The organism is Aquimarina sp. MMG015 (assembly GCF_018100855.1).
GTDB classification, from domain to species: domain Bacteria; phylum Bacteroidota; class Bacteroidia; order Flavobacteriales; family Flavobacteriaceae; genus Aquimarina; species Aquimarina latercula.
Map to the genome: position 1 here is coordinate 42,364 of NZ_JAGJEB010000019.1, position 14,574 is coordinate 56,937.

16 protein-coding genes and 1 tRNA gene are annotated in these 14,574 nt (G+C 31.0%); 8 read left to right on the top strand and 9 right to left on the bottom strand.

Annotated features, from left to right (window positions below; translation table 11 throughout):
- Positions 1-5: 5 nt before the first annotated feature.
- Positions 6-608 carry an alpha-ketoglutarate-dependent dioxygenase AlkB gene (locus J8L88_RS22775; protein WP_027392343.1) on the top strand — a complete coding sequence of 201 codons (603 nt, stop codon included), beginning with the start codon at positions 6-8 and terminating at the stop codon, positions 606-608.
- Positions 609-642: 34 nt separating this feature from the next.
- Here the strand turns inward: J8L88_RS22775 and J8L88_RS22780 are convergent, their stop codons facing one another.
- On the bottom strand, positions 643-1,056 hold the full coding sequence (locus J8L88_RS22780) for a DoxX family membrane protein (protein ID WP_027392344.1): 414 nt from the start codon (positions 1,054-1,056) through the stop codon (positions 643-645).
- A gap of 207 nt (positions 1,057-1,263) precedes the next feature.
- Here J8L88_RS22780 and J8L88_RS22785 point away from each other — a divergent pair, with 207 nt between their 5' ends.
- Positions 1,264-2,124 (top strand): AraC family transcriptional regulator, encoded by an 861-nt coding sequence (locus J8L88_RS22785; RefSeq protein WP_211061966.1) that lies wholly within the window; start codon positions 1,264-1,266, stop codon positions 2,122-2,124.
- 14 nt (positions 2,125-2,138) lie between these two features.
- Here the strand turns inward: J8L88_RS22785 and J8L88_RS22790 are convergent, their stop codons facing one another.
- The gene (locus tag J8L88_RS22790) at positions 2,139-2,921 is read right to left on the bottom strand and encodes a S1/P1 nuclease (protein ID WP_211061967.1); all 783 of its coding nucleotides are present in this window, start codon (positions 2,919-2,921) and stop codon (positions 2,139-2,141) included.
- A 155-nt stretch (positions 2,922-3,076) separates the two neighbouring features.
- Between J8L88_RS22790 and J8L88_RS22795 the strand changes: the two genes are divergently transcribed.
- The 6 genes from J8L88_RS22795 to J8L88_RS22820 all read left to right on the top strand — a co-directional run bounded on the left by J8L88_RS22795 (position 3,077) and on the right by J8L88_RS22820 (position 9,306).
- On the top strand, positions 3,077-4,012 hold the full coding sequence (locus J8L88_RS22795) for an alpha/beta hydrolase (RefSeq protein ID WP_027392347.1): 936 nt from the start codon (positions 3,077-3,079) through the stop codon (positions 4,010-4,012).
- A gap of 36 nt (positions 4,013-4,048) precedes the next feature.
- Entirely contained in the window at positions 4,049-4,855 is an 807-nt protein-coding gene (locus J8L88_RS22800; protein ID WP_118389622.1) for a Cof-type HAD-IIB family hydrolase, read from the top strand.
- A 5-nt stretch (positions 4,856-4,860) separates the two neighbouring features.
- Entirely contained in the window at positions 4,861-6,756 is a 1,896-nt protein-coding gene (locus J8L88_RS22805) for a peptidase M61 (protein ID WP_211061968.1), read from the top strand.
- A gap of 79 nt (positions 6,757-6,835) precedes the next feature.
- Positions 6,836-8,140, top strand: a complete 1,305-nt coding sequence (locus J8L88_RS22810) for a DUF819 domain-containing protein (protein WP_211061969.1) — start codon at positions 6,836-6,838, stop codon at positions 8,138-8,140.
- Between the two features lie 60 nt (positions 8,141-8,200).
- Complete coding sequence (locus tag J8L88_RS22815; protein ID WP_027392351.1) at positions 8,201-8,935, top strand: DUF4369 domain-containing protein; 735 nt, start codon at positions 8,201-8,203, stop codon at positions 8,933-8,935.
- Positions 8,936-9,060: 125 nt separating this feature from the next.
- Positions 9,061-9,306, top strand: a complete 246-nt coding sequence (locus J8L88_RS22820) for a hypothetical protein (RefSeq protein ID WP_027392352.1) — start codon at positions 9,061-9,063, stop codon at positions 9,304-9,306.
- Positions 9,307-9,530: 224 nt separating this feature from the next.
- On the opposite strand, the gene J8L88_RS22825 is transcribed toward J8L88_RS22820, so the two are convergent.
- The 7 genes from J8L88_RS22825 to J8L88_RS22855 all read right to left on the bottom strand — a co-directional run bounded on the left by J8L88_RS22825 (position 9,531) and on the right by J8L88_RS22855 (position 14,482).
- A tRNA-Thr gene (locus J8L88_RS22825) sits at positions 9,531-9,604 on the bottom strand.
- Positions 9,605-9,661: 57 nt separating this feature from the next.
- The gene (locus J8L88_RS22830) at positions 9,662-9,928 is read right to left on the bottom strand and encodes a hypothetical protein (RefSeq protein WP_027392353.1); all 267 of its coding nucleotides are present in this window, start codon (positions 9,926-9,928) and stop codon (positions 9,662-9,664) included.
- Between the two features lie 59 nt (positions 9,929-9,987).
- Entirely contained in the window at positions 9,988-10,965 is a 978-nt protein-coding gene (locus J8L88_RS22835) for a type I phosphomannose isomerase catalytic subunit (protein ID WP_211061971.1), read from the bottom strand.
- A complete protein-coding gene (locus J8L88_RS22840; protein ID WP_027392355.1) occupies positions 10,958-11,419 on the bottom strand; it encodes a peroxiredoxin in 462 nt (153 codons plus the stop codon). Before J8L88_RS22840 ends, J8L88_RS22835 begins: the two co-directional genes overlap by 8 nt.
- A gap of 8 nt (positions 11,420-11,427) precedes the next feature.
- Entirely contained in the window at positions 11,428-11,838 is a 411-nt protein-coding gene (locus J8L88_RS22845) for a 6-carboxytetrahydropterin synthase (RefSeq protein WP_027392356.1), read from the bottom strand.
- Positions 11,835-12,353 (bottom strand): isopentenyl-diphosphate Delta-isomerase, encoded by a 519-nt coding sequence (gene idi / locus J8L88_RS22850; RefSeq protein WP_027392357.1) that lies wholly within the window; start codon positions 12,351-12,353, stop codon positions 11,835-11,837. The genes J8L88_RS22845 and idi overlap by 4 nt, the downstream gene beginning before the upstream one ends.
- A 170-nt stretch (positions 12,354-12,523) precedes the next feature.
- Positions 12,524-14,482 (bottom strand): OmpA family protein, encoded by a 1,959-nt coding sequence (locus J8L88_RS22855; RefSeq protein ID WP_211061973.1) that lies wholly within the window; start codon positions 14,480-14,482, stop codon positions 12,524-12,526.
- Positions 14,483-14,574: the final 92 nt, after the last annotated feature.

Genomic DNA, 14,574 nt, shown 5'->3' on the forward strand with positions numbered 1-14,574 from the left:
AATCATTGGATCTATTTAGTTCTAAAAACGAACATATTCAGCTAAAAATGCCAGATGGAGATGTACATTATTATCCATTTCTTTTTGAAAAAGTTGAAGCTGATCAATTATTTAACCAATTAAAAGAGTCTATTCAATGGCAACAAGATGACATAAAGGTCTTTGGTAAAACCTATAAGCAGCCACGCCTTACTGCCTTATATGCTAATAATGAAAATACCTATTCGTACTCTAATATCACCATGCAACCTCATTTATTTACAGATAATTTATTAAAGATTAAAAAAAAGGTAGAAGATGTAAGTTCGGAGATTTTTACAACTTGTTTACTAAATCTATATCGCAATGGTCAAGATAGTAATGGTTGGCATTCTGATAATGAAAAAGAACTTGGTCCAGAACCAATAATCGCATCTGTAAGTTTTGGCGAAGAAAGATGGTTTCATTTTAAGCATAAAACTAAAGAACTAAAGCAAAAACTTTTATTACAACACGGTAGTCTACTTCTAATGCGTGGAAAAACACAAGAAAATTGGTTACATCAATTACCAAAATCTAAGAGAATTACAAATCCGCGAATTAATCTTACCTTCAGGATTATTAATTAAAAGGCTTTTAATCCCTATGAATAAAACATAAAATCTATATCATTAGATACATATCTCGAGAATAATCCATAGATTTTAAATTGTAATTATCTTTTTTCCATAATATTAGGGTCAGGATAAATAATCCTATATGTAATATCGACAGTCCTATTGAATTTACGTCTAATAAAAAAAGTGCCAAAAACAAAAACAAAATCGATGCACATATCAGGACTTTTCTTGTAAAATAACCAAGAATTAGAAATAACCCCAAAACAAACTCTTCAAAAGGAACCAGCGGAGCTAATGCTTCAACCAAGTCGTATTTAAATACCGTTGTTTTTGTAAAGTAGGTGTCAACTTCATTCAGAAATTCTGAATAAATAATTACGTTATAGGCACTATGTAGTGCCAAAAAACCTCCAAACAGTATCCGAACCACTGCATATAAATAAACTCTAAACTTCATTGCCGATTTGTGTGAAAAATTTGCAGGGCAAAAGTATAAAGTGTTCCTTACTGTCTACTTGTAGAATTATAGTAACCACTTGTACTTTTAAAACATAATTAGTTAATTATCAGTTAAATAAAGTAAAAATATTCAAAAACACTTGTACAAAACAGTTATTAGGTTTGATTTTATTTTTGTAACTTTAAAACAAAAGAAAAATTGATTATGAATCGTTATACCTTACACGAGACCTTTGTTGTACATCAATATTCATTCGATAAATGGGAAGCGGAACCTCATAATCACAATTATTTTGAGATCATTTTTGTTGAAAAAGGAAGTGGTTATCACACAATTAATGGTATTCGATTTCGGTATAAAAAAAATGACATTTTTCTACTTGCTCCAGAAGACACGCATCATTTTGAAATAGAAAAACATTCTGGTTTTACACACTTTAAATTTACCGAACTTTTATTTTCTAGTAAAGTCAACTTACCCGATAGGAAATATTGGTTACAACGAATTGAACAACTACTACATCATCCTAATATTATCCCTGGAGATGTAATTTCACATGAAGAAGATAGAAGTATTATCTGGGATATCCATAATGTAGTTATGGAAGAATTTAAAAACGAAAAGATATATTATCAAGAGATTATTTCGAATGCAATCAGTACTATATTAAGTATTATAGTCCGTAATATTTCTGACAAATACAGTTCTCATAATAGAAATGTTTCAATAAATGATTCGAGGATAGATCAGATATTAGGTCACATCAGACAGCATGTATACGATAATGACCTTACCAAGATTAGTTATATGGCTAATAAGTTCAATATGTCGCAGAGTTCGATTAGCACTTATTTTAAGAAAGCAACGGGAGAATCTATACATCAATATGTAACCAAATACAAAATGAAACTCGTAGAATATAGGTTACAGAATACCGAATTTACAATTGCAGAAATTGCCTATCAATTAGGATATACTGATGAGAGTCATCTTACTAAGACCTTCAAAAAGTATTTCTCTATGTCTCCTAAGCAGTATCGAAAGGATCTTGCAGTTAGTAAATAAAATCTTGTTTTATTTTAACCAAAAATATCATTCAATACTTTAGCCAAACGTATTCCTCCCTTTTGTAATTGAGTTCTTACAATTGGAAAATTATTATACATATACTTGTACCCCAACTTCTCTCCTACATTTGCAGAGGCGTATACTTTTTTCGCAAGGCTTTGCGACTCATAAATCCAATCTAATACTTCACCTTTTTTTATAGCTTCTATTTCTGATAATGATAATTCGTCTGTATTATTGGCTAATTCTGTATAGCTCATTCCATAATAATCAAGCATTTCACTATCCCAAACTCTATGTAAATTAGACCCATCTCTAAACCAACGTACCTGGATATCATTCCCTCCTTTATCCTCTCCTCTTCCTACATGTAAAGGCTGATGTAAATCACCAATAAAATGAACTAACATTTTAAGATAAAATTCTTTATCTTCTTCAGAAGAATCCTCACTTTTCAAAACCTCTACACATTTTTGAATTCCTTGAACTAAATCTCCATGTTTACTAGGAGTTTCTTCTCCGTATTTTTTATCAAAAGAAAAGTTTACATAATGCCAAGGACTATAGCCTCTATAACGATCATCACTTTTTATTTCATCAGCATAAATTGAAACAAAAGCTAACCCTTTTCCTTTTAATATGTTAGCAATATTTCTTTTTGCCTTTTCTGTAAGGTGGCTATCTGCTATCTCTCCTGTAACCCTATGACCTGTTTTACCCCAATCATCATTAAATGAGAATGCATTAAAGGAAATAGTAAACAGTAATAAAAAGGCAATGTATCGAGTAATCATTAGTATATATTTTGAAGCAAAGATAAAAAAGGGTATGTTAGTGAATCGTTAAATGTTATTTTTAACAAAGATATTTTACCAAAAGAATTTTAGATCAAAAATATGGTAGCATATTTATCGTTTCATAAAGACATATCTTATAAACCCCAATATATATGAAAATAAGATTTTCATTATTTCTGATTGCTTTTACAACATTTTGTTTGGCTCAAGAGAAAGAAGAAAAAGAATACAATTCTGCGACCGTTAGAGTTAACCGTCTTATCGAAGGTACATTAACAACTCCATACTCCGATGATAATGTTCCTCTCGTTATTTTTATTATGGATGCTGGAGCTATCAATAGAGAGGGTAATGACAGAATGTCTAAAAATGATGCTTTTAAATTATTGGCAATAGCATTAGCAAAAAAAGGTGTAGCATCGTATCGTTATGACAAAAGGCTATTTAAAATTGATGCTTATGGAATTAGAGAGCACGAAATTTTATTAGAACATTTTATTCAAGATGCGCAAGCAATAGTTAAATACTTCAAGGAAAATGGTAATTACACAAAGGTTATTTTGGCGGGTCATGGACAAGGTTCTTTAATCGGGATTGTAGCTGGCCAGGAAAACGTTGATGGTTTTATATCAATTGCTGGAAATGCACAATCGGTAGACCAAATTGTAATACAACAATTAGAAAAACAAGCACCTGGGTTGGATAAAAGTGCTGCGGTAGCTTTTACTGAATTAAAAGAAAAAGGAAGAGCTACAGATTACGATCCAGCTTTAGAATCTATATTTGGTTATCAATTACAGCCTTTTATGAAATCTTGGATTAAGTATACTCCTTCTGAAGAGATACAGAACCTAGAAATACCAATTCTAATATTACAAGGTGATAAAGATCTACAAGTAGAAGTCTCTGAAGCAGAAAAATTGAAAGAGGCTGTTCCTAATGCGGAGTATGTGATCATAGAAAATATGAATCATATACTTAGAGAAATAAAAGGTAGTAGACTAGAAAATCATAAATCTTATAACGAATACTGGCTTAAAATTATGCCAGAAGTTACCACTAGTATTGTTAACTTCGTAAAAGACTAACCAATTAGAAGAATCATTAACCCTAAGCTAATTTAATTGAATTCACATCGTATTGTATTTTCTGATATTGACGGAACACTTCTTAACCCGGAAAGAGAACTTTCTGAATTTACTATTTCAGAAATAAAGCGAATAAAAGATACTATCCCTGTCATATTAATTTCTTCTCGTATGCCAAGTGCTATGACACATTTACAAGAAGAATTGGATATTACCCATCTTCCACTAATTTGTTATAATGGGGGGTTAGTTTTAGTAGACAAAAAACCTATTCATTCTACTTTTATACATCCGGATATAATACAGGAGTTGAACAACTTTAATAACAAGAACTCATTTCATATAAGCTTATATCATAATGATGATTGGTTTGTTCCTGAAATGGATTTTTGGGCAAATAGAGAATCACAAAATACTAAAGTAACTCCAGTTGTAAAATCAACAAAAAAAGTTATCGAAGAATGGAAAGTCGAAAATAAAGGAGCTCATAAGATCATGTGTATGGGGGATGAAAAATATATTGAAGAAGCATTTATTTTTTTAAAAACACATTTTAGCGAAACATTACACTTATATAGATCAAAGCCTACATATATTGAAATTGCTCATAAAAGTATTTCAAAATTAACTGCGATTGAATTACTTCTTACTAAGCATTATAAAATTTCTCTATCTGAAGCAGTAGCTTTTGGCGATAATTATAACGATATTGCTATGATAAAAGCCGTTGGTACCGGAGTAGCTGTTGCCAATGCGAAACCTGAAACATTAAAAATTGCTGATGTAATAACACTACCCGGAAAAGAAGATGGTGTTGCTACATATATAAAAAACAATATCTAATACTTGTGCTAAAAAAAATTACTCTGATTAGAATTCTAATATTTCACATTTTTATTATCTACTCTTTTACAGGTTGCAAACCAACAAAATCTGCAATAAAAGTAGATACTACACCAATTATTGCATCCTTAGATTTAGTAAATATAATAGATGATAAAGTAAAGGTAGAATTAAAAATCAATAGCATAAACTCAGATACAATCAGTTATTACCTGCCCAAAATTGTTCCCGGAACATACCAAAACAATAATTATGGAAAATACATCGAAGATTTTAAAGCTTTCGATAATGAGGGTAATGAATTGTCTGTAAAAAAACACGGAGATAATCGCTGGAAAATAAACAGTGCAAAACAATTAAGTTCCATAACTTATTTAGTGAACGATACTTTTGACACAGAAAATGACCATCAAATATTCTCTCCTACAGGAACAAATATTCTACAAAACAAAAATTTCGTTCTTAACCTATATGCTTTTGTAGGATATTTTGACAACAAAAAAGAAAATAAGTACAACCTTTTTATCAAACATCCTATAGATATGGAAGCTTCAACTTCTTTATCTGAATATCTACCAAAAGAGCCTCAAGCAGGAGCTTTATATGATACAGATGTTTTTATTTTTAAGAGATATGCTGATTTAGCTGATTCTCCCATAATGTATTCCATTCCGGATAAAATAACTTTTAATATTAATGAAATTGAGGTTTTATTAAGTGTTTACTCTCCTACCAAACTTCATCGTGCTGCGCAATTAATGCCACAAATGGAACGCATGATCAGAGCGCAAAAGAATTTTTTAGGATATATCAATACGACAAAAAAATACAGTGTTATACTTTACCTTTCTTCTTCTAAAAGTGATGATGCCAAAGGTTTTGGAGCCTTAGAACATAATACTTCTACAGTTGTTGTACTTCCTGAATCGATACCATTACAAAAACTGAATGAATCGCTGACAGATGTTGTTTCGCACGAGTTTTTTCATATCATAACTCCATTAAGTATACACTCCGAAGAGATTCATAATTTTGACTACAATAACCCAAAAATGTCAAAGCATTTATGGTTGTATGAGGGTACAGTTGAATATTTTTCTTTATTATTTCAGATTAATCAAGCACTCATTGAAAAAGAAGAATTTTTTGAAAGAATTTTAGAAAAAGTAAATAATTCTAAAAATTTTGACCAAAGATTTTCTTTTGCAGAAATGAGTAAAAACATATTGCAAGATCCATACTTAGAAAATTATGGCAACGTCTATGAAAAGGGTGCTCTAATTTCCATGTGTATTGATATTATAATGCGAGAAAAAAGTAGCGGAGTTTATGGTATTGTTGATCTTATAAAAGGATTATCAGGAAGATTTGGAAGTGAAACCCCTTTTAAAGACGAAGAGTTGATTGATGTAATAAAAGAAGTTTCTTATCCAGAAGTAGCAGATTTTCTAAAATCTCATGTTATTAATAATACCCCTATCGATTATGGATATTACTTAAAAAAAGCTGGATTGATCTACAATACTGTAGAAATTCCTTCTGAATATTTCATTCATGAACAAGAACCCTTTATCAAAGGTTCTGAAACTACTAAAAAGGTAGTTTTTACTGCTGGGGCAGAACGTAATAACTTTCTTAAAAAAGTAGGAATAAAAAGAGGAGATATTCTATTGGGTATCGATAGTAAAACATATACTATAAAAAACATTTATGATCTTTTTAGTGATTCTAATAAATGGAATATTGGTGATGATGTTGTTTTTACAATCGAACGAGATCAAAATATTTTAAAACTTACTTCTAAAGTAATTCCTCCTGCAGTAGAAAAAATAATTCTTAAACAGAATCCTAACGCTACTGAAGGACAGATAGCAATTTTAAAGAGCTGGATTAATGATTAACTCACATTAGGAAGTTAATTTAATTTTAATCCAAAAATTGTATTTTGCAACGCATCTCACAATATAATGAACTCACACTATGGAAAATGTTCCTTTTTTTACCAATGACACTATTGTTTTTGGAATTCTAATGCTATGCTTAGGGCTTGTTTTTTACACTTCATCGATTAAAACAAGTTTTTGGCAAGGGTTTTATAAATTTGTTCCAGCACTATTACTTTGTTATTTACTCCCAGCTATATTTAACTCCTTAGGAATTATATCTCCTGAATGGAAAGAACTAGGTACTGACGGAGAGATTATCGAAAAATCATCCAATGTATATTATATAGCCAGTAGATACTTATTACCAGCTTCTCTAGTATTAATGACACTTAGTATAGATTTAAAAGCAATCTTTAATTTAGGACCAAAAGCCTTAATTATGTTCGCTACAGGAACTATAGGAATTATAATAGGAGGACCTATCGCTATTTTATTAATCTCTTTGATTTCTCCAGAAACTGTTGGAGGTGCTGGTTTTGATGCGGTCTGGAGAGGCTTATCTACACTTGCTGGTAGTTGGATTGGTGGAGGAGCTAATCAAGCCGCTATGTTAGAAATTTACGAATATAATCCTGATAAATATGGAGGTATGGTACTAGTAGATATCGTAGTAGCAAACCTTTGGATGGCTATTTTACTAATTGGTATTGGAAAAAGTAAAAAAATTGACAAATGGCTAAAAGCTGATAGTAGTGCCATTGAATCACTAAAAGAAAAGGTATCCTCTTATGCAGAAAGCGTTAATAGAAACCCTACGTTAACGGATTATATAATTATGTTATCTATCGCTTTTACAACCGTAGGCTTAGCACATTGGGGAGCAAATGGAATGTCTGGATTTTTATCGAACAATTTCGAAGTATTTAATGACAAAAGCTCTGCCCTATCATCCTTTACATCTCAATTCTTTTGGATGATTACTATAGCAACCGCTATTGGAATTCTATTATCATACACTAAAGCGAAAAAATATGAAGGAGCAGGAGCTAGTAAAATCGGTAGTATTTTTATTTACATTCTAGTTGCAACGATTGGAATGAAAATGGATTTGAAAATGATATTAGAAAATCCTGGATTAATTGGAATTGGGTTGGTTTGGATGACCATACATGCGCTTCTTTTAATTGGAGTTGCTAAATTAATAAAGGCACCCTACTTTTTCCTTGCTGTAGGTAGCCAAGCCAATGTAGGAGGAGCAGCATCAGCTCCAGTCGTGGCAGCAGCATTTCATCCATCACTAGCAACAGTTGGCGTACTCTTAGCTGTGTTTGGTTATGTGGTAGGAACCTATGGTGCTATTCTATGTACAATATTAATGCAAATTGCTTCTGGAAGTTAGTTTTTCAATCTAATTTATAGCATCTTTGTATTCGATTTTTTCAAAATTAAAAACCCATCAATGCGACAATTTTTTACCATATTATTGTTATCTACTCTCATCCTAAGTTGTAGTTCTCCTAAAAAAGAAGGAAATGTTTCTATAAACGGAACAGTAAAAGGACTTAAAAAAGGAACATTATATCTTCAAAAAATTAAAGATACTATCTTAATAAATTTAGATTCTTTAGTTATTGATGGAGATCCTCAGTTTACATTTCAAACTACTGTTCAAGAACCTGAAATTCATTATTTATTTTTAGATAAACATGATGGAACTCAATTTAATGATCGTATTGATTTTTTTGCAGAGCCTGGAGTAATTACGATCAACACTTCTCTGAATGGTTTTGAAAAAGAGGCAATTATTGCCGGAGGCAAAAATCAAACTAAATTGATTGAGTACAACAAAATGAATAAAAGATTCAAAGAAAGAAATCTAAGAATCATAAAAGAAGATTATGAGGCAAAGAAACAGAATGATGATGAAAAATTAGCTAAAAACGATATCGCTTACAAAAATCTACTTCGACAAAAATATTTGTACACTATCAATTTTGCCATCAATAATAGAAAACTAGAAGTAGCTCCATACATAACTCTTCACGAAGTTTTTGACGCCAATATTAAATATCTAGATACTGTAGCAAAATCATTATCTCCAAAAGTTAAAAAATCAATATATGGCAAACAACTAACTGATTACTTAAAAGAGAGAAAAACAAAAGAAGCTGAAAGAGTAGAAAAAGATCAGTAAATATATTTTTCTAAAAACAATAACATCGGAATTTAACCATAAAATATTGACAGAAATACCGCAAGGTACTTAAAACAATTTTTATTAACTTAATTGACTCACAATTAACTCTTTAAACTACAATTATGTTAAAAAAAATTTTAAACTTAAAAGGGGCTCAACAATTAAATAGAAAAGAACAAAAAGGTATTTCTGGAGGAGGACGTCCTGGTTCTGGAGGCGGTGGATGCTGTAATCCTTCATTGTCTTGTTGTACAACTACTGATTTAGTTAATAATCCAGCATGCGGAGCGACTTACATTCCTGGATGTTACTTTCATCCCGCTAATCCAAATACACCAAGTTATCCTTACTATAACTGCTGTATCTAAAAAGTTATCTCACATTTTTTTTGGTGAAAACGTTATTAAAAAATAGTAAGTGATATCACTTAATACATTAATAGCCCTAAACTTCTAAAGAAGATTAGGGTTGTTTATTTAATAGAACGTATTAAGAAAGATATTTAACTCGAACTAAATTTCTATTCTAATTGGAAATTTATCCAATAAAAAAAATCCCAACTCCTTCAGGAATTGGGACTTACACTACTAAGAGCCGATGGAGGGACTCGAACCCACGACCTGCTGATTACAAATCAGCTGCTCTAGCCAGCTGAGCTACATCGGCAAAGCGGTTGCAAATATAATTTCTGAAATCATATTTGCAAATACTTTTTTAAAAAAATTATAATGAATTTACTTTTTCAGCTAAAGACTTCGCTGTTTTTTCTAAATCTTCTTTGATAGATTTAAAGTGCTTTGCCGCATTTTCTACATTACGATCACTAACTCTTGCCATAAAAGCATCAAAAGAATTGATTGCCTCATCTATAATAACTTCTCCTGCCTTTTTATCTTTATCTGGATTATTCTCTTCCCAGATGTATACTTCTTCTATGATATCCCCTAATACGTAGTTAATATCTTTCTTAAGATTTCTTTTATTTGCCATTTTCTAAAATATTTTATGCAAAATTAGTCTTTTAAACCATTTATCAAACGGTTTTACTTTTAAATATAGACTTGTAGTAGTTTTGCCCCTTCAGAAATCAAGTTAATTTCTTTTATCGAAGCGGGAACTAAAATTGTCTCTCCAACAACAATAGTAACTTTTTGAGACCCATTTATTAACTGAGCTTTACCTTTTACACACATATATATTACAAAAGAATCTAGTTTAGTATGTGACATAGAAATTTCTTTATCCACTTCTACAAGGTTCGTAATAAAGTGTGGGCATTGAACTAAATCAGTTATTTGATTTTTTTTTGAAGTATACTCAACTTTATAATCAGAATTATTACTAAAATCAATTGCCTCTAAAGCATCTTGTTGATGTAATTCTCTGTAGTTACCATCAGAATCTTTACGATCCCAATCATAAACTCGATAAGTAATATCAGATGTTTGCTGTATTTCTGCTAACAGCACTCCTTTTCCTATTGCGTGTATCACCCCTGAATACACAAAAAAGGTGTCTCCTTCGGTAACCGACTCATAATGTAAAATATCCTTGATGGTCTTATCGGCAACATGTTTTTGATATAATTCAGAATTTACTTTTTGATTAAAGCCTATTATAATGTTTGCTTCTTTATCAGCTTGCGTAATATACCACATCTCAGTTTTACCTAAAGAATTATGCTTCGCTTTAGCGATTTCGTCACCAGGATGTAACTGTACGGAAAGATCCTGTTTAGCATCTATAAATTTTATTAGTAAAGGAAATTTTGCTCCAAATCTATCAAAGTTCTTTTGTCCTATCAATTCTTCTTGATAATTAGCCAAAAGTTCTTTTAGTGTTTTTCCTTCAAATTCACCATTAATAACAACCGAACAATCTCCTTCTACATCACTTATTTCCCAACTTTCTCCAACAAAAGAGCTCTCAGACTTCTTTCCTAAAAGATTATTTAATTTGGAGCCTCCCCATATTTTTTCCTTTAAAATGGGCTGAAACTTAAGCATGTAAAGTGAATCGTTACTCATTCATTATTTTTTTGACAGTTTTAATAGCTTCTTTTAAATGTTTCGAAGCGTTAATGCTATTAAATTTTAACCTAACTACTCCTTCTTTATCTATAACATATGTTTCTCTTCCTGGTAATACTCCAAACAAACCTGACTTAACACCAAAAAGCTTTCTTAAACTACCGTCGGTATCTGATAAAAAAATAAAAGGCAAACTATATTTAGTCTTAAATCTTTCGTGAGATTTGACATTATCTGCACTTATCCCTATTACTTCTACTCCTTCTTTCTTAAAATCTTCGTAACTATCTCTAAAATCACAAGCTTCTTTTATACAACCAGGAGTGAAGTTTTTGGGATAAAAATAAATTACCAATGGAATTTTACCAATATAATCAACGCTATGAAAATCGTCCCCATCATCTTTGATTGCTGAAAATTGGGGAATTTTGCTTCCTAATTCTAAGGCCATAAATGATTTTATTTACCGTCGTATATTACATAATTCCGTGGAGTTTCGAATAATGTAACCTCGATATCATACCTTAAATCTAGCTTTTTACGAAGTCTATTCCAAATTACAAAGGCGATATTTTCCGCAGTTGGATTTAATTTTTCAAATTCTTTTACCTCTTCATTAAGGTTTTTATGATCCATATAATCCTCAACTTCAGACTTAATATAATCTTTTAAAATTTTCAAATCTATTAAGAAACCTGTTTCTGGATCTACATCTCCTATAACCGCTACTACTAATTCATAGTTATGCCCATGATATCTAGGATTGCTGCATTTTCCGAAAACTTGAGTGTTCTTTTCATCACTCCAATCTTTCCTATACAATCTATGTGCGGCATTAAAATGCGCTTTTCTACAAGCCTTTATTCTCATATTACTATATGTTCATAAAATTTATCAAAAATGATCTTAAACCAAGCCGTATAGCTATTAGGATTCTCAATAATATCCTTTTTAACATCTTCTATATGCATCCATTTCCAATCCGAGACTTCATCTGGATTAATAATAGGATCCTCTTCATACTGACCAACTAACACATGATCCAACTCATGTTCTGTAAGTCCATTATCAAAAGGTGCTTTATATATAAATGATATTGTTTCTTTAAGAGGTGTAGTAAATCCCATTTCTTCCTCTAATCTTCTTGTTCCAGCCTGAATATTACTTTCTCCTTCTCGTTGATGACTGCAACAAGTATTTGTCCATAAACCTGGCGAATGGTACTTGTGATGAGCTCTTTGCTGCAACATTAGTTCTTTTTTTTCATTAAGAATAAATACTGAAAATGCTCTATGTAATATAGCTTTCTCGTGTGCTTCAAGTTTAGGCATCAACCCAATTTGCTCATCATTTTCGTTAACTAAAATGACTTTTTCTTCTTTCATTGCTTTGTATTGGCTCAAAGCTACGAAATCGTAATAGCAATTCATAATCTATGCATTTTTTGACATAAATTAAAGAATTGTTTACCTGTATAATAAAAAAACACCTTACTCTCGTAAAGGTGTTTTTTTAATTTAATTAAGTTTTATTAGTAATCTATGTAAGTATACTATTATTTAACGATTATAAATTCACTTCGTCTATTTAGCTGATATTCTGATTTTTTACAATTAGATTCATTTCCACAATCATTAACAGGTTGTGTTTCTCCATATCCTTTACTGGTTAATCTATTCGCTGCAATTCCTTTAGATACCATATATTTTACGGTAGATTTTGCTCTTTCGTCAGATAACCAAAGGTTGTAATCATCATTTCCATGACTATCGGTATGAGATCTTACATCGATTTTCATATCTGGATATTGATTCATTACTTCGATAACTTTTGCTAATTCTATAGCAGCATCAGGACGAATATAATATTGATCAAAATCAAAGTAAATAGGGTTTAACGATAATACTTTAGCAAGATCATCTCCAACATCAGCAGTTTTGATCTTTTTCTCTAACAATAATGGCACATCTAAAGTTTCTGTTTTTCCTGGAGTACTCACTAGCTTTTCTAATGTTAAATACTCTTCTTTTTCTGCACGTACGAAGTACTTAGAGCTACATTTAACTATATGACTATATGATGCATCATCTCCGACAATAAAGCTTTCTAATAGATTATTACTACTATCATAGATTGAAACCTTCGCTCCAGAAAGTAATTCTTGAGTATCTTTATCCTTAACAACACCTGTAATAGTAATCTCACAGAAACTTTTAAGATCTTCTAACTGCAGAAAACTATAAATATCATCTTTCCCTCTTCCTCCTTCTCTATTCGAAGAAAAATATCCTCTTTTAGACTCATCATCTACAATAAAAGCAAAATCGTCATCAGGACTGTTCACAGGTTTACCTATGTTAACAATTAACTTTTCTTCATCTGTTTGAGGGTTTAATCGAGTTACATAAACATCTAAACCACCAAGTCCAATGTGACCATCCGAAGCAAAGTATAAATCATTGTTAATACTAACGAAGGGAAAAGTTTCTTTTCCTTCTGTATTAATTCTATTTCCTAAGTTTTTAGGTTCTCCAAAACTCCCATCAGAATTAATCGCTATTTCGTAAATGTCTGATTGACCTTCTCCTCCAGGCATATCTGAAGAAAAATACAATGTTTTCTCGTCTAGACTTAATGTTGGATGTGCTGTGGAGTATTGATCACTATTAAATGGTAAATTTTGTGGAGTCGTCCAACTACCTTGAGTATTCTTATAAGAACGATAAATTTTTAATCGATTCGTTCCTTTCTTATCACTACCGTATTTTCTACCATCATAGTTATTTCTAGTAAAATAAACAGTATTACCATCTTTAGAAAAAATAGGTGTAGACTCGTGAAATTTACTATTTATCTTACTATCAAACTTTTCAATTTCAGAAAGTTCTCCATTAGTGGGGTTATATTCTGCTCTATAAAGGTCCAAAAATGGTTCTTCATTCCATTGATGAAGCGTTTTCTTAAATAAAAGAGTATCTCTCGAGGAACTAAAAACTATAAATCTTCCGAAAAAAGCCGAACCAAAATCAGTATATGAAGAATTAATAGAAGAATTCTCAATTTCGAACCTTCCTGATTGGAAATCTATTCTTTTAAGATAGTTAGGTTCTTCTTCAAACAATTGCGCTCTTTGATCATCTGAACTCGCTTCTACAAACTTATTCATAAATACATCTGCATCATCATATCTTCCAACAGATTTTAACGTTTGAGCATATCTGAAATAATATTCAGGTTCTACTTCGCTTGGATAGGAATTTACCAATTCTTCATACCACTTAGAAGCTTCTTCGAATTGACTATTAAAGTAGTAGCTATTTCCTAGATTCTTATAAAGATCTGCACTTTTATATCCTTTCTTAACTACTTTAAGATATGTCTCTTGCGCATTAATATATTCATATTTATCATATTGGCTTTGAGCGGTCCTCAATTTTCTTTCTTGAGAAAATGTAGCACCCACAAAGAAAAACACAACAAAAACAAACACTAACTTGTGTAATAATCCCTTCATTTTATTATGGCTATATATTGTATACTTTAAAAATAACTAATCTAAACTCTATGCTTAATCAGAAAAACTATTAATTCTAATTAAAAGAAACG

Coding starts and splice junctions, on each gene's coding strand:
- J8L88_RS22780 (WP_027392344.1), bottom strand. CDS start 1,056: ATGAAGTTTAGAGTTTATTTATATGCAGTGGTTCGGATACTGTTTGGA.
- J8L88_RS22785 (WP_211061966.1), top strand. CDS start 1,264: ATGAATCGTTATACCTTACACGAGACCTTTGTTGTACATCAATATTCA.
- J8L88_RS22790 (WP_211061967.1), bottom strand. CDS start 2,921: ATGATTACTCGATACATTGCCTTTTTATTACTGTTTACTATTTCCTTT.
- J8L88_RS22795 (WP_027392347.1), top strand. CDS start 3,077: ATGAAAATAAGATTTTCATTATTTCTGATTGCTTTTACAACATTTTGT.
- J8L88_RS22810 (WP_211061969.1), top strand. CDS start 6,836: ATGGAAAATGTTCCTTTTTTTACCAATGACACTATTGTTTTTGGAATT.
- J8L88_RS22815 (WP_027392351.1), top strand. CDS start 8,201: ATGCGACAATTTTTTACCATATTATTGTTATCTACTCTCATCCTAAGT.
- J8L88_RS22820 (WP_027392352.1), top strand. CDS start 9,061: ATGTTAAAAAAAATTTTAAACTTAAAAGGGGCTCAACAATTAAATAGA.
- J8L88_RS22830 (WP_027392353.1), bottom strand. CDS start 9,928: ATGGCAAATAAAAGAAATCTTAAGAAAGATATTAACTACGTATTAGGG.
- J8L88_RS22835 (WP_211061971.1), bottom strand. CDS start 10,965: ATGAGTAACGATTCACTTTACATGCTTAAGTTTCAGCCCATTTTAAAG.
- J8L88_RS22840 (WP_027392355.1), bottom strand. CDS start 11,419: ATGGCCTTAGAATTAGGAAGCAAAATTCCCCAATTTTCAGCAATCAAA.
- J8L88_RS22845 (WP_027392356.1), bottom strand. CDS start 11,838: ATGAGAATAAAGGCTTGTAGAAAAGCGCATTTTAATGCCGCACATAGA.
- idi (WP_027392357.1), bottom strand. CDS start 12,353: ATGAAAGAAGAAAAAGTCATTTTAGTTAACGAAAATGATGAGCAAATT.
- J8L88_RS22855 (WP_211061973.1), bottom strand. CDS start 14,482: ATGAAGGGATTATTACACAAGTTAGTGTTTGTTTTTGTTGTGTTTTTC.